At 45.8% G+C, this 24,788-nt stretch carries 14 protein-coding genes; 11 read left to right on the top strand and 3 right to left on the bottom strand.

What is annotated here, in order from left to right; genetic code table 11:
• Positions 1-28 precede the first annotated feature (28 nt).
• From FRZ06_17670 to FRZ06_17695, 6 genes are all read left to right on the top strand, one after another.
• On the top strand, positions 29-1,150 hold the full coding sequence (locus FRZ06_17670) for an FtsX-like permease family protein (GenBank protein QOX66003.1): 1,122 nt from the start codon (positions 29-31) through the stop codon (positions 1,148-1,150).
• 42 nt (positions 1,151-1,192) lie between these two features.
• Complete coding sequence (locus FRZ06_17675) at positions 1,193-3,103, top strand: S-layer homology domain-containing protein (GenBank protein QOX65041.1); 1,911 nt, start codon at positions 1,193-1,195, stop codon at positions 3,101-3,103.
• A 233-nt stretch (positions 3,104-3,336) separates the two neighbouring features.
• Positions 3,337-5,202 (top strand): phospho-sugar mutase, encoded by a 1,866-nt coding sequence (locus FRZ06_17680; GenBank protein QOX65042.1) that lies wholly within the window; start codon positions 3,337-3,339, stop codon positions 5,200-5,202.
• Between the two features lie 38 nt (positions 5,203-5,240).
• A complete protein-coding gene (locus tag FRZ06_17685) occupies positions 5,241-6,176 on the top strand; it encodes an Hsp33 family molecular chaperone HslO (GenBank protein ID QOX65043.1) in 936 nt (311 codons plus the stop codon).
• Entirely contained in the window at positions 6,176-6,646 is a 471-nt protein-coding gene (gene mscL / locus FRZ06_17690) for a large conductance mechanosensitive channel protein MscL (protein QOX65044.1), read from the top strand. The genes FRZ06_17685 and mscL overlap by 1 nt, the downstream gene beginning before the upstream one ends.
• A gap of 143 nt (positions 6,647-6,789) precedes the next feature.
• Positions 6,790-7,872, top strand: a complete 1,083-nt coding sequence (locus FRZ06_17695; GenBank protein QOX65045.1) for a D-alanine--D-alanine ligase — start codon at positions 6,790-6,792, stop codon at positions 7,870-7,872.
• 74 nt (positions 7,873-7,946) lie between these two features.
• Here the strand turns inward: FRZ06_17695 and FRZ06_17700 are convergent, their stop codons facing one another.
• Complete coding sequence (locus FRZ06_17700; GenBank protein ID QOX65046.1) at positions 7,947-8,525, bottom strand: hypothetical protein; 579 nt, start codon at positions 8,523-8,525, stop codon at positions 7,947-7,949.
• 764 nt (positions 8,526-9,289) lie between these two features.
• Between FRZ06_17700 and FRZ06_17705 the strand changes: the two genes are divergently transcribed.
• Both FRZ06_17705 and FRZ06_17710 read left to right on the top strand, forming a co-directional pair.
• The gene (locus tag FRZ06_17705) at positions 9,290-9,718 is read left to right on the top strand and encodes a DUF1934 domain-containing protein (GenBank protein ID QOX65047.1); all 429 of its coding nucleotides are present in this window, start codon (positions 9,290-9,292) and stop codon (positions 9,716-9,718) included.
• Between the two features lie 70 nt (positions 9,719-9,788).
• Positions 9,789-11,249, top strand: a complete 1,461-nt coding sequence (locus tag FRZ06_17710) for a PDZ domain-containing protein (GenBank protein ID QOX65048.1) — start codon at positions 9,789-9,791, stop codon at positions 11,247-11,249.
• 181 nt (positions 11,250-11,430) lie between these two features.
• On the opposite strand, the gene FRZ06_17715 is transcribed toward FRZ06_17710, so the two are convergent.
• On the bottom strand, positions 11,431-12,942 hold the full coding sequence (locus tag FRZ06_17715) for a DUF1846 domain-containing protein (GenBank protein ID QOX65049.1): 1,512 nt from the start codon (positions 12,940-12,942) through the stop codon (positions 11,431-11,433).
• 499 nt (positions 12,943-13,441) lie between these two features.
• On the opposite strand from FRZ06_17715, the gene FRZ06_17720 reads away from it, so the two are divergent.
• From FRZ06_17720 to FRZ06_17730, 3 genes are all read left to right on the top strand, one after another.
• Positions 13,442-14,443: an S-layer homology domain-containing protein gene (locus tag FRZ06_17720; protein ID QOX65050.1), complete on the top strand. Its 1,002-nt coding sequence runs from the start codon at positions 13,442-13,444 to the stop codon at positions 14,441-14,443.
• A gap of 309 nt (positions 14,444-14,752) precedes the next feature.
• The gene (locus FRZ06_17725) at positions 14,753-21,502 is read left to right on the top strand and encodes a hypothetical protein (GenBank protein ID QOX65051.1); all 6,750 of its coding nucleotides are present in this window, start codon (positions 14,753-14,755) and stop codon (positions 21,500-21,502) included.
• Positions 21,503-21,609: 107 nt separating this feature from the next.
• A complete protein-coding gene (locus FRZ06_17730; GenBank protein ID QOX65052.1) occupies positions 21,610-22,083 on the top strand; it encodes a hypothetical protein in 474 nt (157 codons plus the stop codon).
• Positions 22,084-22,327: 244 nt separating this feature from the next.
• Here the strand turns inward: FRZ06_17730 and FRZ06_17735 are convergent, their stop codons facing one another.
• Positions 22,328-24,580, bottom strand: coding sequence for a hypothetical protein (locus tag FRZ06_17735; GenBank protein ID QOX65053.1), 2,253 nt, complete (start codon positions 24,578-24,580; stop codon positions 22,328-22,330).
• Positions 24,581-24,788: the final 208 nt, after the last annotated feature.

Consider the following 24,788-nt stretch of genomic DNA (forward strand, 5'->3'; position numbering starts at 1 on the left):
GGCCATCAAGAGCCTCAGGGCAAGTAAAATGAGGGCTTTTCTGACGATGCTGGGAATTATTATCGGTGTTGCTTCCGTGATTATACTGGTGAGTCTGATGAACGGGCTCTCTCAGGATATGACGTCTCGTTTTGAAAGTATGGGCACCAATACCATCACAGTAAATGTCATGGGAAGAGGAACCAATCGAACGCTGTCCGTAGACGAGGTAGAGCAGCTTGTGGAAGAAAATCCGGAATATCTGGATCAGTACAGCCCTAAGGTTACTGCTAGCGTCACAGCAAAGTACGATATCAATTCTGTTGACACCTCAGTAATCGGAGTGAACGAATATTACGACGATATGCAGAGCGTCGCTGTATCGGAAGGGCGTTTTATCCAATACATTGATACCCTTCGAAGATTGAAGGTCTGCGTCATTGGGACGTATGAGGCCGCAGAGCTGTTTGGCGGAGCCGATCCGATTGGAGAAACGATCAAGCTGAATGGTTCTACTTATACAGTGGTAGGCATATTGGAGGAAACTGGTGATTCGGAGGAAAGCTCTGCAGACGACGTGATTTATGTTCCTTATACGGCAGCCACAAGACTGGCAAACAGTGCCAGCATCGGGACGTATTACCTCACAGCAGTGGATACGGATAAAATAGAAGAGACGATGGCAATCATAGAAAATATGATGTATTCCGTTTTCGATGACGAAGATGCCTATCGGGTTACAAGCATGTCGGAGATGATTGATACCGTAAATGAAATGACTGCATCGATAGCCATGGTTCTGGTGGGTATTGCCGGAATATCACTAGTAGTTGGAGGCATCGGCATCATGAATATCATGCTGGTATCTGTAACGGAGCGTACCAGAGAAATCGGAATCAGAAAGTCTCTCGGCGCGAAGAAAAAGGATATCATGCGTCAGTTTCTCATCGAAGCCGCAACCACAAGTTCCGCTGGAGGAGTGATCGGAATTGTATTTGGAATAGGAGCCGCCTATGGTGCGGGGGTTGCCATGGATATGACGGTTGCTCCGTCCTGGAATGCAGTTGTGATTGCATTCTCCGTCTCAGTTGCCATAGGCATGATCTTCGGTTATTTCCCGGCAAATAAAGCTGCAAAGATGAATCCCATTGATGCGCTCCGTTATGACTGATGTGTATCTTGTAACAATATCTACAAATAGGAGGAAGTTATTTTGATCAAGAGTTCAGAACACCGCAAGAGGAAAAGACTGCAAACGGGTCTTTCTATGATTTTAGTTGCTATGCTTCTGTTTACCGCTGCCGCGGTTCCCTCAAGTGCCGATTCAGGAGCCGACAGTGCTACGACTTTGCTGGCATCCATGGGTATCATCAGCGCAGACGGCAGTGGGAATTATAATCTGTCAAACACCGTTTCCAGAGCAGAATTTGCAAAGATGCTGGTTATGGCGTCGAGCTACAAGGATCTTGTAGACACCTCGTCAAAATCATCACCATATAAAGATGTGCCAGCAGGAAACTGGGCTGCACCCTACATCAAGATCGCTGTATCCAACGGCATGATGTCTGGCTATAGTGACGGAACCTTCCGTCCTGATGCTGCAGTGACATTAGAGCAAGGTGTCAACAGTGCACTGAAGCTGCTTGGCTATACCGCCAGTGACTTCACCGGTTCCTTCCCAGCCGCCCAGATGAACGTTTATTACAGCAACGGTCTTTCCAAGAATATTGCAGGAGGCATTGGGACTCTTTTGTCAAAAGGAAATGCTGCAAATCTGATTTATAACATGCTGAGTGCAAAACTGAAGGATGGAAGCAAAACCTATGCTGAGAGTCTGGGATACTCCCTGAACGACAGCGGCGCAGTGGATTATGCTTCCATTATCTCTGACAATATGTATGGTCCCTATACGGTGAACTCATCAAATTGGGCAGGTGAGCTTGGAATGAATGCCTCAGCACTGACCATATACAAAAACGGCAGCCTTGTGAACGCTTCCGACGTTCATACTTATGACATCCTTTATTACTCCCAATCCAAGGGAACGGTCTGGGTATACGATGACAAAGTAACCGGTGTTTATGAAGACGCATCTCCAAGTCAGAATGCGATAACCTCGGTAACCATCTCGGGGACTTCCTATCCGCTGGAATCTTCCGCAGCCTTTGCAGCGCTCTCTTCCACAGGAAGTCTGAAAATTGGTAGTGCCGTGACACTTCTTCTTGGGAAAACCGGGGGTGTTGCTGACGCCGTATCTGCAACAAAGATCAATGCCTCGGCGGTGGTCTACATAACGGAGGTAGGAACGAAAAACTATACCAACTCCAGCGGGAAGGAATACACCTCCAACTATTTCAGGGGAGTCAAGCCAGACGGAACGGAAATCGAATATACTACAAGCAGCAGTACCCTAAATGTGGGCAGTATTCTTACGGTACGCTTTGACTCCAATGGGACTATGATTCTTGGGGGTGTAACGGGGGGCAGTATCACGGGCGAGGCTGATGCAGACCTCAGAATGATCGGAACCGCCAGCATATCAACCAATGCAACCATCCTCGACACCAGCATGGGCAATTACGTGAGGACTTCCATGGAGCGGCTCGATGGTATCAATTTTGCCTCAGGCGACGTCTTGTATTATGAAGCAAGCGGCGGGAAGATTACTGCGTTGATCCTGAAGGATGTGACCGGAGATACCAGCAGCTACGGCGTGGTTACCAAGTCCAGCTCCAGTGACTCCAGCATGAGCCTAAGCGGCAGTTACCAATATTTAATCGATGGTGTTTCACAGACTCTCAAGACATCCGGTTCCACTCTTGGTGCAAAAGCTGGGCCTGCCCGGTTCTACGGAGAAAGCGGTGAAATCAGCATGATCAGGAATCTAACAGCAACGAGCAGCAGAATGAATGACTTCACGCTGACAGAGCTCAAGGTTGACGATGATACGGAAACCTATCCTGTTTCCGCTAATGTTGCGGTCTACAGCAAAAGCTCCGGAAACTACACACTTTCGTCCATAAGCGCCGCCATGGACGCCTATCAATCAGGCAAATCTCTGTCCTTCTACTATGATAAGGCACCAAACAGAGGCGGTTGCATCCGCGTCATTGTCATCAATTGATGCTTCGAGAATTACAAGCATTCAAATGGTGGGGATGACACCGCACCGCACAACACTTTAGATTAGAGTAAACCTGCAGATTTTCGAATGTGGACTGCGGGTTTACTCTTTTTGCGGAAGAGCAACACCGCAAGTTTTTTTTATGGTAAAATAGATTGGAAAAAAGATTCTGACGCCGCGAATTAGGGTATTATTTTATAACAGAAAATAGTAATGTATTGGAGGGTACTTGTATGTATCAAGCGGAAGAGATTAGAAAACAATGGCTCGATCAGAAAGATCTGGATGAACTCCTGAGAAAGGAACTAATTGAAATTGAGGATCAAGAAGAGCTTCATGATCGGTTCTACCGGGATCTGGAATTTGGTACCGGAGGCTTGCGGGGCATTCTCGGAGCAGGGACCAATCGAATGAATATCTACACCGTCAGAAAAGCAACTCAAGGCTTTGCCGATTATATCAACCTTCATTACAAGCCGGGGGGAGACAGCTGCAAAGGCGATATTCCCACGGTAGCTATTGCATATGACAGCCGGATCAAATCCGATCTCTTTGCGGCAGAAGCAGCCTGCGTCCTTGCAGCAAACGGGATTAAAACCTACGTATATCCGGAGCTGATGCCTACCCCCGCCCTGTCCTTTGCCGTCAGACATTACGGCTGCTGTGCAGGTATCATGGTTACCGCCAGCCACAACCCTTCAAAATACAATGGATATAAAGTATACGGCTCTGACGGCTGTCAGCTCACGCTGGAAGCTGCCTCTGAAGTGCTTTCTCTGATAGAAAAAGTAGATTTGTTTAAAGACGTAAAGACCCATTCCGGAGGATTTACGCTGGAACACGGCATCATTAAGGTTTCAGCTGTTGATGCTTCCTTGCAGGAGCTGGTTCAAACCATACCGACTACAGTAACCGAGGCATTTCTCGCCGCCGTGAAAAATGAGAGCACCGGAATGGACTGTTCTGACTTGTCCGTGGTATATACTCCACTGAACGGCACAGGCAACCGTCCTGTAAAAAAGATCATGAAAATGATCGGTGTGAAAAAGGTGAGTACCGTTCGGGAACAAGAGATGCCCGATGGAAACTTCCCTACCTGCCCCTATCCCAATCCGGAAAAAAAGGAAGCGCTGGCTCTGGGGATTGCGCTATGCCAGAAATTATCTCAGGAGGGGAATCCGCCGGATCTGCTTTTGGCCACCGACCCTGATTGCGATCGAGTTGGCATTGCCGTTCGCCATAAAAACCTTGAAACAGGAACCGTTGATTATCAGCTGATCAGCGGGAATGAAACCGGCGTGCTGCTGCTGGACTATATCTGTCATCGGAGGGGTAAGGCCAATATGGATAAACTGGCAGGAAAAGAGAACCCTGCCCGCGAATTTCCGCGGCCTATGCCAAAGGATCCCATTGCCATAAAAACCATCGTAACAACAAAGATGGCGGAAAAAATAGCCAAGTTTTACGGTGTTGAAATGATCGATGTCCTTACCGGATTTAAATTCATCGGGGAACAGATCGGCATTTTAGAAGAAAACGGAGAAGAACACCGATATATTTTCGGATTTGAGGAAAGCTATGGGTATCTGGCCGGAGCATATGTCAGGGATAAAGATGCCGTCAATGCCTCCATGCTGATCTGCGAAATGACAGCCTATTATAAGAAGCTGGGGAAGACACTGGTAGATCGTTTGAAGGAGCTATATGAGAAATATGGATATTACAGAAATGACCTGATGGAATTCACCTTTGAAGGTTCTGCAGGAATGGAGAAAATGAACAGCATCATGGAAGGCTTCCGAAAAGAAGCTCCGGCTAAGTTCATCGGCAAAAAGGTGACCGAAATCGCTGACTATAAGCTTTCCGTCCGCAGAGTGCTGGGGGGAGGCTCCTGTGATCTCTCTGTAGGATCAAAACCCATCCGTCTGCCAAAATCAGATGTGCTGGAGTATATTCTTGAGGATGGAAGCAGCATCATTGTGAGACCTTCAGGCACAGAGCCGAAGCTGAAGATCTATCTTTCGGCAAAGGGAAGCAGCAATCAAAACTCCCTGGAGATTATCGAAGCGCTTCGGACAGAGATGGCACAAATAGGCTAGTCTATGAAAACAGGAAAAAGAACATAGGAGAAGACGAAATGAATAAAGCGTTAATCGCAATGGATAGAAGCGGTTCCTTCCGTGTCTATCTGGCAATCACCACATCTATGACGGAAGATGCCAGACGGATTCATGAAACAAGCCCTCTGGCAACCGCAGCACTGGGAAGGGTGCTGACGGGAGCAGGACTCATGGGACTGCAGCTTAAAAATACAAAAGATAAACTCACCGTGCAATTTAAAGGAGACGGTCCCGCAGGAGAAGTCCTTGTGACAGCATCTGGAGACGGCAGGGTAAAAGGATATATTTCCAATCCGATGGTGGATCTTCCGCTCAAATCCAACGGAAAGCTTGATGTTGGCGGTGCGATCGGCATCGGCACCCTTACCGTGATCAAGGATCTGGGCCTCAAGGAACCTTATGTAGGAAAGATCGACCTCGTGAGCGGTGAGATCGGAGATGACCTTACCGCATATTTCTTTCTTTCGGAGCAGCAATCTTCGTCCGTTGCTCTGGGGGTGAGGATCAATCCAGACTATACCACGGCATCTTCTGCAGGGATGATCATACAGATGCTGCCTGATGCTCAACCGGAGTCTGTGGATGCACTGGAAGCTCTGCTCGCTGAGATGGAGCCCATCAGCAGTCTGGCTGAAAAAGTGGTCGCTGAGTCTGCGGGAAAGACGGAAGAGGCCATTCTGAGCAGCCTGCTTGCAAGTGTCTTCGGCACGCTTCCTGACGAGTTCGCGGTTCAACTGCTGGAATACAGGGAGATCGGCTGGAACTGTGACTGCTCGGAAGAACGACTGGAGCAGGTGGTGCTCAGCATCGGATCGAGAGACCTGCGAGAAATTATCGAGGAAGACGGGCACGCCGAATTGATTTGCCAGTTCTGCGCAACCCAATATCAGTTTGATAAAGAGCATTTGGAACGACTTCTCGAAGAAAGTCTACAGAGAGAGGGGAACCAGTAATGTTAAAAGAATTTAAAGAATTTGCCCTGAAGGGTAACGTTATGGATCTGGCCATCGGAGTTATCATCGGCGGCGCTTTTGGAAAAATTGTCACATCTCTGGTTCAGGATCTGATCATGCCGATCTTTGCACTGCTTACCTCAGGGATGAACTTTGAAGACATGGCGTATGTTTCAGGAAATGTAACAATCAAGTATGGAAGCTTCATTCAGACCGTTGTGGATTTTCTGATCATATCCTTCTCGATTTTTATTGCGGTGAAACTGATCAACCGAGCCAGAAAAAAAGAAGAAGTGGAGGTGGATGCTGCGTCCGCTGCCAAAGCTGCATCCGGCGCTGTTTCAGCACCTCAAGCCGGTTCCTCTGCGCAAGCCCCACAGCCGCAAGGGCCGTCACAGTCTGGCGGCCAGTCTCAACAGGCGGAGCTGGAACTGCTGACCGAGATCAGAGATTTGCTAAAGAAACGCTGATTGAATGAAGTTCGTGCTCAGATTTATCAGCGCTCAAAGCAAAAAAAATTGAATTGCGTCTTTTTTGGCCTAAGACGTGATACAATAAAACAATAGGTTCGCGACTGCCTGGCAGTTAATTATCGGGAACTGGAGGTTATGAAATGATTAGACTTGGAGTAATATTCGGCGGCCGATCAGGTGAGCATGAAATCTCGCTGATGTCGGCTACCTCTGTGATAAAGGCTATTGATAAGAATAAATTTCTTCCCGTATTTATTGGGATCACCAGAGAGGGAAAGTGGCTGCTCTATGATGGGCCGGTGGAGCATATTGAGGATGGAGGCTGGCAGAAGCTGGCGGAAGAAGCGTTGGCCACAGATCCGGAGAAGTATGGAATCACGGTGCTTGGCGCACAAAAATCTCTGAAGGACTGGATCGATTTTGCGCTCCCTGTCCTCCATGGACCTTATGGTGAGGACGGAACCATTCAGGGACTCTTTGAAATGGCGGATATTCCCTACGGCGGCTGCGGTGTGCTGGGATCAGCGGCAGCAATGGATAAATCTCTTGCCAAAGAGGTTTTTGCCAAAAAGGAACTGCCGATCTGCAGACATCTTTCTCTGTATAAAGAAGAACTGGATGAGAATTTTGATCGGGTCATAGGAAGGGTAGAAAAGTATCTGCCTTATCCCATCTTTGTGAAACCGGCGAATATGGGTTCCAGTGTGGGAATCAGCAAGGCTAAGAACAGGGAAGAGCTGACCGCGGCATTGGAGCTCGCAATGAAATATGACAGGAGACTGATCCTGGAAGAAGGTCTGGACTGCAGAGAAATCGAAACCGGCGTTTTGGGCAATTACCGCCCGGAGGCTGCTGCAGTGGGTGAAATTCTTCCTTCAGCTGAATTCTACAGTTATGAGGCTAAATATTTCGACGGCGGAATGTCTAAGATCTGCATTCCTGCGGATCTTCCCGATGAGGTGACCAAGGAAGTCAGGGAGATTGCCGTGGAGGCATATCGCCTTCTGGATTGCTGCGGATTTGCGAGGGTAGATTTTTTCCTGGAGAGAGGAACCAACAAAGTCTACATAAACGAGATCAACACCATACCGGGCTTTACAAAGTACAGCATGTTTCCGCTTCTCTGGGCTGAGAAGGGACTGCCGTATCCGGAGTTGATCGAGAAAATTATTCAACTTGGCTTTGAACGTTACGAAGACAGGAAACAGTATCATACCGTATAGTTGTCATACCGCATCATCGCTTCACGGACTTTATGGTTATCATACCGTATCATCGCTTCGGCAGACGTTTCACATTACAGTACTTGGGATAGACCGGCTTCTATTGACATGGGAGCCGGATTTTTTCTTTGCGTCTCCTTTTGGTTCAGAGTGCGATGGGCGATATACTCCGGAACCTTATCCCTCGAAATCCCAAGGGCCGCGGACAATTCGCCATAAAGCAGTTCTTCTGCTCTCTTTAGATATTTCTCATCAATCGCACCAAGCTTTCGCTTATCCTGCTCCAAAAGCTTCTTCTTTGCATAGATCGACGTGGTGAGTTTTGCCCAGTCAATGCAGCTGTGTGTTTTCAGGGCTTCCTCATAATGCTCCGATAGCTGACGGATCAGTCTGGTGTGATAGATCTCAGCCTTGATTTCAGGAATCATCTCTATAATCTCTTCCGCTTGTTCCTTGTTGATAATGGGGCGCATGAATACTTTGGGATTGCTGACAGGGGAAAAGATCGTACAACTATGATACAGCGGCTTTAATACGTAGTAGAGAAGCTCCTGCTCAGTGTGCCAGTGGATCTTGACGGCGCTTTCTTCGATGTCCGTGATGATGCAGACCCCGATTCCTCCATATAGAACAAAATCACCTGTTTTGTACAATTGACTTCACCTCTTTCAACTTTTTTGAAGGAAGCACTGATTAAACTGATCAGGCGTGCGCCTGATATGAATCAACGTTCCTAAGTAAGGGGTTACGCTGTATACTTTAATTATTAACCATTCAGGCGGTTTTCATGATAAAAATACAGATGTTTCCTGAAAGAAGTGTGTTTTTTCAATGAATATAGCTTCTTGGTCTGCTTTGCCGGTGCATAAAAATAGATCATGGGGTTACATTAATAACTGGAGGTGAATGGAATGGATTATAAAAATGTACAGAGTGCCAAACGTGAGGGTATGATGGATATGCCGTCAGAAACGGATATCGATTATGAAAAGGAAGATGATGAAGTGCTGAAGAAGCTTGGGAGACAGACAGAAGATTAATCTTTTCTAAGCAGTCGGCATCAGGAGCGGTATCGTTTTTGATTCGCCAGAAGTTTTGAGGTAATATCAGGAATAGAATCATCAAAAAGCGCATCTAGCGGAAAGAATGCGCTTTTTTCATTTCAAAAAATCATTGCAATTCCATATTTATTACGGAAGAAATTCGGAAAATCGGATTCATTTGAAGATTTTTTTTCGATGTGGTATACTAAGAAAACACTGATTCACTCCGTACGCACACCTGATCGGATCATTTTTCTCAGGCCATCTGCGCACACTCCATTGAATCAGAGCTTCCCTAATATTGTGATACAAAACGATTGACTTTAGAGATAAAAAGGCACTAGTGCTCTGCAATGCTTAAAAGGAGGTGTAGTATGAAGGAAATAATGCTTAAAATAATCGGAAAGCAAGTGACTTTGGATGCGGAAGAAGAACAGCTGGAGTTTGTAACCGAGGGTAAATACTATGAAAAGGACGATTCTGTTTATTTGCTTTATGATGAAAGTGAATTTTCCGGTATGGAGGGTTGCACAACCAGCCTGAAAATTACAGGCGAAACGATAAAGATGAAGCGATTCGGCGAAAACATCGGACTTGATACGGAAATTGAGTTTGAAAAAGGGAAACGATTTAAAGGCTATTATGATACCCCTTTCGGCTCAGTCGAAATGGAGGTTCTGACAAATGATGTTGTGAATAATATTGTAAAAACAGAAGGTAAAGGGAAGCTCAATATTGATTACAATATCAGCCTGAGAGGTTTGTCGGAAGGCAGAAGCATTCTCGATATCGAGATTATCTAACCTCTGCTTACTGTCGCAAAAGGGACATAACATAATACTAGAAATACAATGAATTAAGGGGGGAAAAGGGTTGGATCCATACAAAGCAAGAAAAATAGCAAAGGTGATCGCGTTCGTTGTCGTAATAACCATGCTGATAACATCGTTCTCATTTCTGCTGTATCTACCTGGATTATTTGGACAAGGAGTGGTTTATGCTGCTGCTGCCCAGAAGGATGACGAGCTGGATGCCCAGTTAAAGGACCTGAAGGATTATATCGTATTCATCAAAGAAAACTACAAAGATGATGTTGCATATCAGGACTTGATACAGGGTGCGTTTGAAGGTGTAGTCTATTCTTTGGGTGATCCGTACAGTATCTATTACGGAAACAGCGGGGGAGGGACCGAATTTGTAGAGGCTGTAAGCGGCGAATACTCAGGAATCGGTCTGAGCGTTGAATCCTATAACGGGCTTTGCCGTGTCGTTGCTCCAACTGCCGGAACTCCGGCTGAGGATTCTGGAATAAAAGCCGGAGATATTATAACCAAGATAGACGGCACCGATATTTCCTCAAAGACGCTGGATCAAGCGGTTAAAATGATGCGGGGAAAAGCGGACACCAAGGTTACACTGACCGTTGACCGAAACGGACAAACGCTCCAGTTTACAATTACCAGAGCGGTGATTAAAAATACATCTGTCAATTATAAGATGCTGGAAAACAACATCGGTTACATACAGATCACAGGCTTTGACAACGATTCCAACAAGGAATTTGAGGCAGCGCTCGCAGCCCTGAAAAGCAAAGGACTGGAAAGCCTTGTTCTTGATGTAAGAAACAATCCCGGCGGATTTATCAACGTGACGCTGGACATCGCGGATCAGCTGATGGGCAAAGGCCCCATTATGCATACTGAGAGCAAGGGAAAGATTCTGGAATCATATTATGCAGATGATGAGTCAAGCTTTAACAAACCAATCGTGCTTCTGGTAAATGAAGGGAGCGCAAGTGCTTCCGAGATTCTTGCAGGAGCGCTAAAAGACAGCAAGGTTGCAACCTTGGTTGGTACCAACACGTTTGGCAAGGGAGTAGCACAGCAGGTCTTTGGCGGTAATGACGAGCTCAAGCTTTCGATGTTCTATTTTCTGACACCCAACAAAACAAGGATCGATCATACGGGAATTACTCCCGACTATATCGTGCAGAACAGCACCGGTGTTGATACGGAGGCCTTGACAAAAGAATACCTTGCCTTTGCACCGATGAGTGAGAAGGTAAAACCCACAGCAGGTTCTACCGGATTGAATGTTTTTGGTGCCCAACAGCGCCTTTCCATGCTTGGCTATAAAGTCAGTGCCACGGCAACCATGGATGATGCTTCCGTTGCCGCGGTTAAAAAGTTCCAAGCGGAAAACGGGCTTTACTCCTGCGGTGTTTTGGACTACACGACAATGAACAAGCTGGATAAAGCAGTGATTGAGTATATTACAGGTTCCAAGGCAACGGAAGACCTGGCCCTGAAAAAGGCGATAGAGCTGCTGAAATAGAAGATGAAAAGCCCTGCATCGTACCATAATCGATAGGATGAAATCCTTTTATAGAAAATAAACCGGACATGGTTCCTTCAAAATATGATCCGGCCTCCCATCTGTTAGACCTAGGTCTAACTTTTAGGGGGCGGTTCATGGAAGAAATCCAGTCCGGTTTTTCATTTATACGGAAGACTGATTAGTTGAAATATAAGTTGTTTGTCAGGTACTCCGGGTCGCTTGTGACATCAAGCCCCAGATCTCTAAGGGTTTGCTCGTCCCGGTCGCTGAGGATTGCAGTACAATGCGCCTTGCAGCCTTTGAGCATCAGGAGCTTTTCCACTGCGATCTGAGCAGATGGGTTTGTGGCGGCAGAGATTGTCAAAGAACTCAAAATTTCTTCCAAATTGAGGCTGGATTTTTCATTTTGGAGGATATCCGTCTTAAGACGCTGTATCGTTTCCAGTACCATTGGTGACAGGAGGTAGATATCATCTGAAAGACCGCAAAGCTTCTTGATCGCGTTTAATACCGCGGCTGCGGCTGCCACCATTCTTCTTGAGCTTCTTCCGGTAACGATAGATCCGTCAGGCAGCTCAATAGCCATGACAACTACGTTTTCATACCGCTTGTCCTCTGATCTTTTGTGTTCTGCATAATCTCTGGCAGGCTTCACGACAGCTCTGTCCTCCACCTTTACGTTCAGATCGTCCATGAGTAGTTTTGAACGGAGCAGAGAGTCTTCGTCGATTTTCCCCTTCTTGTAGTCACACTGAGCAATCAGGTATCTGCGAATCAGTTCCTGCTCGGAGGCTCTTCTGACAGCATCATCATCTGTGATCGAAAAACCAACCCGATTGACACCCATATCCGTAGGAGATTTATAGTCCGCTTCTTCTCCAGTAATTTTCTCTATGATGCGCTTTACCACGGGGAACACTTCCAGATCCCGATTATAGTTAACTGCCTTTTGGCCATAAGCCTCCAGATGGAAAGAGTCGATCATATTTACATCCTTCAGATCAGCAGTCGCTGCTTCATATGCTACATTAACAGGATGCTTCAGGGGAAGATTCCAGATGGGGAAGGTTTCAAATTTTGCATAGCGGACTTTCATTCCTCTTCGGTAATCATGGTAGAGCTGGCTGAGACATGTAGCAAGCTTTCCGCTTCCTCCGCCGGGTCCTGTAACGACCACCAACGGTTTGGTAACCTCGATATACGGATTGGCGCCGTAGCCCTCATCGCTGACAATGGTATCTACATCTGTAGGATATCCCTTCGTAAACAGATGACGGTATGTTTTGATTCCTCTTCGGTTTAGCTTATTGATGAACATATTGACGGCAGGCTGATCCTCATAGCGGGTAATTACCACGCTGTTGATTGCCAGGTCATATTTTCTGAAGGTGTCGATTAAACGAAGTACTTCGAGATCGTAAGTGATCCCGAAGTCCTGACGGGTCTTGCTCGTAGTAATATCTCCTGCAAAGATGCAGATAATGATTTCTGCTTTCTCCTTCATTTTTTGAAGCAGCTTAATTTTTGCATTTTCATCAAAGCCTGGGAGAACACGCATCGCATGCTTGTCATGAACCAGCTTGCCTCCGAATTCAAGATATAACCGTTCGCTGTTCTTGTCATTGACGCGTTCCAGAATGTACTTTGACTGTTCTTCGATATACTTGCTTGCATCAAACCCTGTTTTCATTTTGCACCATCCTTCGTAACTAATACTTTTCAGAATCCTTTTCTGCTCCGCAGAGGATTCCCTTATCTGAGTGAAACCGACTGTTTTTTGCTCAGATCAGAGGCTGATCCGAGCGGCCCATTAAAAACAACCTTGTGAATTATATCAGATATCATATACGGGTACAACTGGATAAATTGGGTGATTGGAATAAATGGGGTGATAAATGAACGGCCCCACAGGGGTAAGCTTGTAAAGGAAAGAGGCAAGTTTTACTTGACAGGAAAGAACAGATTGTATAATATGGAAAATAATAACAAGTGTTGTGTAGGAGCGCTGCACTTTGAAAACAAAATAATATGACGGGAGTTCTGTAAAGGACTGCATGTATTTCGGGTGCAAGAAAACTGTTATTTCGCTGCCGGGAAAGAACCGGTGGTTATGCGCGTAATTCTGCGTGCATCAAAATCCTAACAAGAGGAGAATTTGTTTCAGTTAGAACAGGATTGGGAGAATTATTATGAAGAAAATTATGACACTGATCGTTTCCGCCTCAATGATCATGGGATCGGCGGCAGCGGTCTATGGAGCCGATTACAGCGATCTAAAAAACACCAACTGGGCATATGAGGCAGTGAATGCCATGTCAAACCAAAACATTGTGAAAGGGTATCCCGACGGCAGCTTCCACCCCAGCGATACCGTTACCTATGGAGAGTTTATTAAAATGGCGCTGACCGCAGATACTGGGTCGGATATCGGTAATGCTGAATCTGGATATTGGGCAGAGTCGTACTATAACAAGGCCCTTGAAGAGAAATACTTTCTCGTAACTGATATCGGTAAGTCTATGTTATCGATGGAAATCCCAAGAAGCGATATGGCACTGATCATAAGTGCGATCCTTGGAGAGGCAACAATTGAGAACTATGAGGAACTGCAGAAAAACATAAAGGATATCAGTTATAAAACAAAGCATGAGTACGATATTACAAAAGCATATGCTACTGGAATATTGACTGGATATACGGACAAAACCTTTAGGCCGGACAATACCTTGACCCGTGCAGAAGCGGCCACAGTAATTTATCGGCTGGTGGATGAGAGCAAGCGGGTGCTGCCTGTTATTGGGGGAGCTGAGGCAGAAGAAAACAGGCCGCTGGCAGAGGTGATTACGAATTATAAGTCCTTTTATACAGAAAATGGATACTTAGACGAAGATTTAGCAGCTGTTGAATCATATTCAATTGATAAAGATCCAGACAAATACGGAATGACTTTAAAAGAGAATAGAGGAACAAAATGGATAGAATTTCCTGCAAACATAAACAAAGATGTTGGGTTAGTTTACTTAGTAAAAGATAATATAGTAATCGATCTTACGGGGCGGGGATATGGTTCTGGTAAGGTCGGTACTGCTGGATATGATTCAGATATAGATATAACAACGGTAGATTATATTGCATCATTAAAAACAAGTCGGCATCATATCACATTAATAAAAAATCCATTCAAACAATAATTGATTAAGTCTAAACTTATTAAGTAGCAGGAGAGTGGGGAAAATGATAATTTCCCGTAGTTGCCATTAAAGTGTGAACTTTTATGGTAATCCACTCTTCTGTTTTTTTATGTAATAGATGGGGGGCAATTGCATTTGAAAAAATTTATATCATTAACAATAACCATATGCCTACTATTCACGACTGCATTTTCATTTGATGGTCATCGTGAATCACATGCATTAACAACTTATAAGAAAGTGACCAAGTACCATTTGGACCTTGGAGTAATTCATATATGGGGTACTGGAACATCTAAAGAGAATGCAGTGTATCAAAATGGGTTATCATATGGAGAATCTGTTAGTATTTCTACTTCAATAACATTTGGAAGAGCGATAGATACAGTAGTGGGGGCTTATCCGCTTGATTCATCTTCATTTTATTGGAATGATGATGATTATACTTTTAACTCAATAGAAGATTATCTAACCGATAGAGATTCCTTCGATACCAATTATAAGAAATATTCTTCGAACACAATAAAAAATATTAAACCAACATTAAGCGGATCTAATATAGTTAATCTCTCATATAATGTTGCATTAAAGAGCGATGAAGATTTTGATTTATCTAAACGATTAAATGGAGGAGAATTTGATTATATAGTAGCACTACTAGGCGGAATTAATTTAATAAAAAAAGACCTTTATAAAAAATTAAGTGATGGAGCAGATTATGGTGTTGGTCCTGGCGTATTCGGCTTCATCTTCTTCGTCCCCATCGTTATTGAATACACGGTGCTTGAGGCCGTAGAAATCCCTGATGGAGATTTTATTCCATATCTGGATGTGCCCACATCAGCAAAACAGAATGAGGTCTTTTCGGTTGTGGATGAAACAATTTTTGATAAAGAAGCAGAGTTCGATCATTCGGAACTATATTACTCAGTTGACGGAGGCCCACAACGTGAGGTTTCCGGCTGGAATGGGCGAAGGCTGGGGACGAACATCAACCAGTCTTTCCCGGAAATCTGTACTGTGAAGTATACGCTCTACGTTACAAATACGTTTGGAGAAGAAAAGTCTGTTTCAAAGACCGTAAATATCACAGACGGAAGAGAGATCGACGGAGAGGCAATCCTACTTCTGCCAGAGTACACCTATGAAGGGCATCCGGCGCTGGCGGAGGACGTATCCGAATTTACCGTGGATGGAATCGGATATTCAGCGACAAGGGCATATGAAGAAGGGGTCGCAACAAATAGCTTTAGGCCGTTGCCTAGCGGAGCTGGAACAACGCAAAAACAAACGAGTACAACCTCTAATGTGACTTTCAAAAGCTATGGAAATTATGATGTAAGGTTATCCGTAAACTTGAAAACAGGCGGGACATTAACGGACACAAAACCCATAGAAGTAAGAAAGACACCCCATATCGTAGATAATCTTTCAGGATTCCAAAAGCAGAACAGGAAGCAAACATTAAGTATCGATGTTGCAACCATGCCGGGAAAGCCCATTGCTGAGTACTACGTGGAGCTGCTGGATATGAAAACAGGACAAGCGGTAACGTTAACGAATGAAAATCCTAAGGTAAATAATGCGACGATCAAAACAAGGACAATCGCAAGCAGCGGAGACGAATACTGGACAAACTTCCGGCTGGAGTTTTTAACAAAGAATCCTGAGCGGCAGAATTACCGATATACCATCTATGTAAAAGATAGCAAAGGGGATACGGACTCCGTCCAGAAGGTATTTGAGGTAGCACCAGACCTGCCGCCAGTTGCAAAAATAAAGCTGAGCGACAGCTTTCTTCGGGAAAAAGGAACAAACCTTGCAAACATCATTTCAGAAGATCTAAGCACGACGGACGGGGATCAGCTGGAGCGATACTGGAGCGTGGGAGGCAAGGATGTAACCACACTTCCCGGCTACGAAGATCAGTCCTTTGGTTCAGGGCTGAAAGTCAAGTATCGAAAAACAGGAGTCGGTAAAGAAACGGTAACATTAGAAGTAAAAGACGTTTGGACGGAGCCGACTTTGGAAGAGTATGTAACGGATGCGGACAGGCTTTCTGCTACCACCCAGGCTGTCACAGATGTCATCAATATTGCTCCTGTCGTTAGCCTGGAGCCGGTTTTGTTCGATGAGATAAATGTTGCCCTGCTGACAGACCAAAGGTTCAAGTCAAAAACCGAAGAAAAGGTAAATACACTCATTTCGGCGCTGATCGGAAATCAGTTTGATGCAAGCATACTGGTTGCGCCCCTGCAGGAAAGCTACACCGGAGCACCAGCCCTTATGATGGATAAAACATGGAGGTCAGCCAATATGTGCTCCTGCGGCAATTGCAGAGATCGAGGCTTTAGTGACGGAGAATATTCATTTGTCGCAAGAAGAGCCGAGGTCTACAATGAAGGCTATTATGATTATTGCAGGGGGCCCATTACTGTTTATGCATTCAAAGGAAATGCTGCCACGGGGCAGGCAGACACCGTATGGAGCTATACGGGAGGCGCAACAGAGGTGTTTACCATTTCAGAGGACAAAACAGAAAAATATATCTTCCTGCACAAGGCGAACAGTACGGTTTTGCTCAATAGAAATACCGGGGCCGTTGTCACAACAATCAGCAAAGCGATCGGAAAAACCTCCTTTGTATCAGAAGACGGAAAGCGCATTTACGTCATTGAAGAGAACGCTGTAATGAAATATGATACAGCAGATAAATCCTATGCTCCTATCACCAATTATGGCGGGTCCTTTGCTCGCCTGCAGGACGGACTTGCGACCTTTGTCAGCAAGACAGATGAGAATCAGTACGCGATCGTTAGGCTGGATCTGAAGACAGAGGCGGTAAAAATGAACGCCATCCCTGGATTTGTAATCCCACACGACCCAAGGTATACCATTCGGGAAGATTTGAAACTTGTTGATGTGGACATTACCGGGAAAATGCTGTTTACCAAGTCATACAGAGATAATTACTACTCAGATTCCAGAACATACTTTTGCGTTTATGTGGATCCGGCAAGCGGATATACCATCACCGAATCCTATGATCCGTCAGAGTACTCCCATGACTGGGGATTTGTAAAGGATGAAACAGACAAGGCGGTGGGCATTTATCGGCTGCACTTTGGCGGAGACAGCAGTAAATCAGATGTGGTGCGGTATCTGCAGTATCGAGACATCAAACCCGATGGCCCCGTAACGGCGGAACGAAGTGTTTTATCTGATACGAAAGGGAAGGTTTCCAGCGGCAAAATAATCTACGCCAGAAAGCACACCGCAGAGAACAAGATCTATATCGTTCAGGGCTCGGGTGAATATTATTCCTCCAATGGTTCCTTCCCCATCGAGACCGACGGTGTAACCGTTATAATGAATGCCGCAAGCGGTGCGGTGGCATCGGTCATCAAATCGACGGCAGCCTTTGGCGACTTATCGAGCAGAGAAAATGCAGCTGCAGTAAACGGAAATCTTTTGACAAGCTCCTATCTTCTCACGGGATTAAATGGAGGGAAAACAACGCTGAAGCAAATTCGTGTGGGATTAAGTCAAGCGCAGGCGCAGGAGAACTCGTTTCAAAAGTATGTAAAGGATAAGGTAAATGATCTTGTGTACTTCGTAAGCAATGGTGCTTTGGATCCGCTGGATGTGGTGGCAAAAGCAAAGGACAAAGCAGCATCCAGGGCAGCCGTAAAAGTAAACGTCAGCGGAACGAAAGGGACGATATCAAAAAAGGTTGCCTTAGATCCAAATGAAACCTATTATGCCGAGTACTCCATAAAACCGCTGTCCGATTCAGGCACAGTATCCGTAAAAACCACCCAGGTTCCATCAAAAGTCACAAATGATGAGATCGAGTATGTTGTGACGGATGAGAACCTAGAGGACTTTTCCTCTTCTGTGAATACAAACCCGTTCTTTGTATTTTCAAACAAGAGCAACATCAAAGAAGGCTGGTATTCAGAGGATATTTCAAGGAGAGTGGGAAACAATGATAGGGCGCAGCCCATTATCTATAGCAGCACGATCACCTTCACCATACCAGCAGAGAAAAAGGCGGTTTTATCGTTTGATTATTACATAAATCTGACCGATATCGGCGGAAACGAGGGCATCTGGCAGAACGGCTTCAAAATCGACGGCAAACGGTGGAGCAGAACCATGGGGAGCGGATCAGGCCATTATACGCACCCATATCTATTAGCCCCCGGAAAACATACCATCGAAGTATTCTCAAAGGTTCATGCCGCAACGATCTATAATCATAGTACGAGAATGGACAACCTTTCCGTCGCTTATGCGGAGCCAAGGGAAACGACAACCGTATTAAAATCATCCGCTGGACAGATCCAGACCTTCAAGGCTCCCGCCAACGGAACCTACAAGGTGCAGCTTTATGGGCCGGAATCAGACAGCTTTGGAGGGCTTGTAGAAGGAACCATCGACTTAAAAGCAAATGAAACCTTAGAGGCCTATCTTGGATCAGGTGTCCCCAGAGCAACGACGCTTCCTGACAGCGTAAGCGGCTCCAACGGAAATGGCTACGGTTCAGACGGATTCTCCTTATCAAAGATCTCCTTCAAAGGAAAAGCGATTGCCATTGCTGGCGGCGGGGGAAGCAACGGAAACGATGGTTCTGGAACCGGAGAATTAATAAAGTATGATTCGGGATCAGCAGAATTAGATTTTAGATGCCAAAACTGTGGGAGAAATCCTACGACAATTACAAATAATAAATGTGATAATTGCAACTCCAGCAGGATTGTCCTAAAAAACCCCTGCTCAACATGCAAATTGAGCATATATCCGCCGAGTGGAACCCATAAACACTACTATTATGAAGGGACTGGCGGAAAGGGAGGTCTGGCAGGAATCGGAGGAAGCAGCACAATTACTATGGGACTGGATGGCGAGCTTGGCAGTGGAGAAAAGCACTGGAGACAAAGTACATCCTATGAGGAACGATTTAATAACTACACAACCGCTTATGACGGCGGAAAGGGAGGAAGCGGCGGAGCATCCTGGTTGGACAGTTCTGTTTTAAAAAGCGGCAAATTGACTCCGGGCGGGAGCTATGGTGAATCTAGACTTGTGATAACCAGAACCGGAACTGCACCGGCAGTAGCCTACGGAACAAAAGAAACCTCAGAAACAAAAGACAGTGAAGGTTGGATCAGCGGAAGAATTGTCATAAAATCGGAGCCGACCATTACCGGATACTCGGCCACTGATTTTATCCCGCGAAACTATGACGGAGCCTTATCCCAGCGTCTCATTACAAGATCAAATACGACAGGGTTAAGTGAGACGTTCACGTATACAGTTCCTTCGGATCAGGTGTCTGTTCTGACGCAAATTGCCCCCAGGTTTGAGTGGACAAATGTGAGAGACAATCAGACCATTTTCGGATATAAGTACGATGGCAAGGAGTATACCCTGCTGGCCAATTCCAGCAGCGAAAGTGGGCCGCTATGGAGACTGGACGGATCGCTTTACAACTTCTCGACTGTAAATGTTATAGGAACGCATACGTTAGCCGGGTATCAAAACGCAAGCGGGAACAAATATGACGAAGGAAGAAAGCAAACATTTTTCGAAAACATTAATTTAAACTTGCTGGATACCAGCAAAATGAATCCTTCCTTTCACGATGGCTATTATTTTCTGGAGCCGGAAACCTTTCAGGCAGTCTATGCTAACGCCAAAAGTCCGCAACAAAAGACAATAGAAATTGAATTTAATAAAGGAGAGTATTTAATAAAGGACTTTAGATTCTATTCCATAAAAGACGGGAAGAAGGTCTATGTTGATGAAACAAACAATGATGTGGGGGAATATAACAAGAATTGGATCCGCTCCTCCGGAGTCAAACTTGAAGGGCACATTGCGCCAGTCGAGGAAAAAGAAGAAGCGCCAATGGTCTATAAAAAGGGGCAGCTGGTTGCGTACAACATTTTTTATGATGATTATGAAAAAGATCCGAGCAAGAAGCAGTACTGGAGATATACCCATACACCATTTAACGATGGGGAGCATCCCGATGCAGCATATATAACAGACAGCGACGGAAACATTATAAGAAACACGGGCAAAATACTATCCTCATCCATTCCCCGGTTCTACATCGATGGCAAATATGTGGTAGAACACTGGCAGGAAGATAACACAAACAGAACGGGAGACACCTCCGGAAAAGTTGACTATTCGAAGTATGACAAAGGATCCAATGTAGAAACCGTGACGTTCTATGTACAGGGCGGAGGGGCGGCCCCATGGATCACATCCATCAAAACGGCTCCGGCAACCGTGAAGGAGGGAGCTGCCTACAAGCTGCAAATCGGAGTGGATGATGCCGAGAAGGATGTTTTGGAGTTAAGAACCGAGGTCTACAAGGAAGGGAAGCTGATCTATACCCATACCCAGAAGAACATCACCGCAAATACCATGGGAGTCTATCCGGTTACAACGACCGGAAGTGCACCGATCGCCCAGGTTGGGAAATATACTGTGGTCTGCACAGTCCGGGACTGGTCCGGTGTAGGAATTGGTTCTTACGCCTTTACAGTGGTATCGGAGGGCAAGATCACGGGGATGGTTTCTCATACGCCAAAGTGGGATGAGAACCGGAAGAAGTACAATCTCAAGCGGTTTGATGAAGAGGGAAACAGAGTGATCCCTTATGAGGAATATTTCAGAATAGCCCCGCCGAGAATGAGGGGAACAAACATCTTCTGGGCTGGAGAGCAGTTCGTGCTGAACGCAGAGACGGAAGGGGCGGCAACGCAAGTAGCGGTCAGCATTTTCCAGATTGGTTCAGATGGCAGGATGAAGGATACCGGCTACACTACAAGCCTGTCAAAAGGTGGCTCAAGTGGTACCAAAACCGCTTGGACTGGGAGTCTTTGGAACCAGAATATGATCAATCGGTGGGGAAGGAAGGAGCCTGAAAAGCTGATCTTCCTCTTTACCGCAACCTTTTCAGGAGGTATGGAACGGACTGACCAGGCGGAAATCATAATTGACAACTATCATGATTATTGGCAGCTGCATCGTTTGTGGTAAATAAAAGAAGATAAAAAATTCGACTTCTGAAGAGGCCAGCCACTATCCATATTTGTTGAATTGTGATAGAATGTGCCTGAAATCAATTGGAACGGAAGTGATGCAAAATGAAAAATACTCAGCCGGTGAATAAGAAGGAGTACCGGGAATATGTGACGGAAGACTTGATTATTTACTGGAACCTCTCCCATTGTTCCCACTCTGGGAAATGTACGGACATGCTTCCGGAGGTTTTTAATATGGAGAGAAGACCTTGGATTTGCATGGATGGGGCGGACCCTCTTGAAGTAATCCGAGTGATCGACAAATGCCCGTCAGGAGCATTGCGGTATGGACTTACGGAGCATTCCGCAATCGAACCTCGTTTGGCTCAAGGACCAGGCTGGATTGGGTATAAGGTGACCGAACCGTCAGTCGTGCAGATTCGAATGGTGCAGAACGGACCGCTCCTGGTCAAAGGACCTGCGCGCATCCTTGACCCCGAAGGGAACTCAATCAGAGAGTGCGTCAGCATGGTGCTGTGCCGCTGCGGCAAAACAAAAAATCCGCCCTTTTGTGACGGATCTCATGCAGAAGAATAAACTTATTTTTGACTATAAAGTTTAGATCACGAAGCACATATCTCGGACCATGACGAACAGAAAACAAACCCATTACTGATTCAGAAATAAGAAAAGCCGGATATTTGGATGCGGTGCCCTTCTGGGTTCCAGTCCAAATGCCCGGCTTTATTGATTTGACAATTTTGCAGTGATGAATTCTTTTAAAGCCGCACTGCCTAAAGCGGCCCTGCGGGAATCGTCACTTGTCAACAGAGCGATTCCGCTATTGAGCCGCCACCGTTACGTTGATAACATAATCTACTGCTTTCTTGTTGTCCGCTGAAATGTTGACGGTGATCTTCGTAGTTGAACCTGCAGTTACCACAATGCCTGTCTTTGAATTCACCGTTTCTCCGTTAATCGTGATGACCGCATTGGTGTTGGTCGTCGTATTTGTGGCTGCCGCAACATCTACTGCTGCCGTACCTGCTGGCACTTGAACATCATAGGTCTTTGTTTCCGCCTTGAAACCTGTCAGCAGATTACTTCCGGAAGAAGTCTTAAGGGTCAGGCTGGAAAGCGCTGCTTCAGGCATGGTTGTTGTCGTGTTTGCCGTGACGATTGCGGAATCGGTACTGTATGCATTTCTGAGGAATGCAGAGACATAGTACTTGGTGTTTGCACTGAGCCCGGTTAAGGTCAGGGTTCCGGCAGTATTGTATTTCACGGAAGTGCTTTTTCCGCCGGATCTGATTTGTGATACCGTAAGCGCTTCGGGACTGGTTTTCGCAATGGCATATACTGTTCCCGTGGAATTCGGCATAAAGGAAACCGTTATTGAGCTATCTGACGGCGTTAACGTAAGGCCGCCCAGTGCCGGAGTGGCGGCTGTTTCTTCCGGTGCCAGACCTTCCGTTGTGAAATAAACCGATCTGCCGTCATTGAGATTGCCGCCTCCGTTGATCAGGGTTTCTTCTGCCAATACGACATAATAACGCGTGCCCGTCAGTAGTTTTTGACTCGGCGTAATGGTAATGATCTTCTTAGCGCTGTTGATGGCTGCTTTAAAGGGAACCTTGTCACCGGTCTTGGAGCCCTTGGCAAGGGTAATGAAGTTTCCTACGGAGGAATCGCTGATCTCCTTGCCTCCCGCAAGCTTCATTGAGGTATTGAAGGTTATGGTGATTTCGGTTTCCACATCGACATCATTCGCTTTGTTTTTCGGTTTGAATGCAACGTCTACGTCTTCATCTCCGCCTTCCTGAGGCCGGTCTGTTTTCAGTCCCACGGTCATTTTACCCGGCTTTGTTTCATATGTCACGCCGTCTGCATTGACAATCATGTAAGCGACTGTGCCCGTTCCATGAAAATAACATTCATTGTCAACCGTTGCCTGGGTGATCTCGGCCTTGCCTGACAGTACAATATCGGAATACCTGCCGTCGTCTGTTACCTGCAAATCCAGAACCTTGCCGGATTCCAGATTGAGAATCGCTCTAGACCCTTCGATGCTGACCTTCGGGAAAACACCTTTTAAAGTGGCATCGGCAGAGCCGTGAATGATGACCTTGGGCGTACCCTGACCGTCTTTCCCCGTCGTCTGAATATAGCTCTTTCCGTAGAGCTCCAAATTGGAGATGGTTGTATTTCCTTTTGTTGCGATCCGGACCTGGGTGTCATCCTTGTCGGCCTCAGCTTTCACAACCCGTGTGTTGTTGAGCGTTATGGTACTCCCGCCGTTTATGATAAGATCTCCGAGGATGATACAGTTATCGATGGTAGCGCTGCCTTCTTCAAGATCCTCATCAATTCTCACATCACCGACAAAGGTTTTGCCCGCGAGAGTTGTTTTGTCTTGGTCGACGATCGTTCTGCGCGTGACGATGTCTTCATTATCCAAAATATCACTCAAAATTTTTGCAGTCTGAGCTCTGGTAAGGGGATCCGCAGGGTGAAGCTTATTATCACTGTACGGTCCCATGTATCCTTTTCCGTTCAATTTAGAAAACGCAGCAGCTGCCCAGCTTTGCAGCTGCTTGGAATCAGGATAGGACTTGAGACTTCCTGCCTTTTTCCCATTGGGAATCAGCCGATCCAGCATTACTGCCGCCTCCTGTCTGGTGATGGGATTGTTGGGTCGGAAGGTACCGTCGTTATATCCACCGGCATATCCCGCTGATACAGCGAGGGTAACGTCCTTGTAGTACCAGGAGCTATATGGGACATCGCTCAGAGTGGATGTATCTGCAATGTCCAGTCGGTTCAATTCGTAGGTCCTGTTTACCATGGAAATAAATTCTGCTCGTGTCACGGCTTTGTCCGGCTGGAAACCGCCGTCGGGATAACCGCTGATCACGTTGGCGTTATTCACTTTCTTCACATAAAATTCAGACCAGTGTCCGCTGATATCCCAAAATCCGCTTGCAGCATTTACGCTCTGCGGCGACAGAAGAGGAAGTGACAGAAACAGAAGCAATGATAATATCAACGTCAATACCCTGTCTCTTATTCTTATTCTGTGTTTCATTCCTATCATCTCTACTCTCCTTATGTCTCACTTGTTGATCTATAATCATTAGACTAATATCTTGAATGATTTGTAATCACTATGCCAGTCAACTCTATTTAACTGTCTATTATTAATTTCGACAGTACTGCCATAAAATTAAACAAATTTTTATTCTGCTTAATTTCTGAATGTAAATCTACTGGCGCAAAATCGAACGACAGAATCTGTCGCGCGA

Source organism: Clostridiales bacterium (assembly GCA_015243575.1).
In the GTDB taxonomy this organism is placed as follows: Bacteria; Bacillota; Clostridia; order Peptostreptococcales; family Anaerovoracaceae; genus Anoxybacterium; species Anoxybacterium hadale.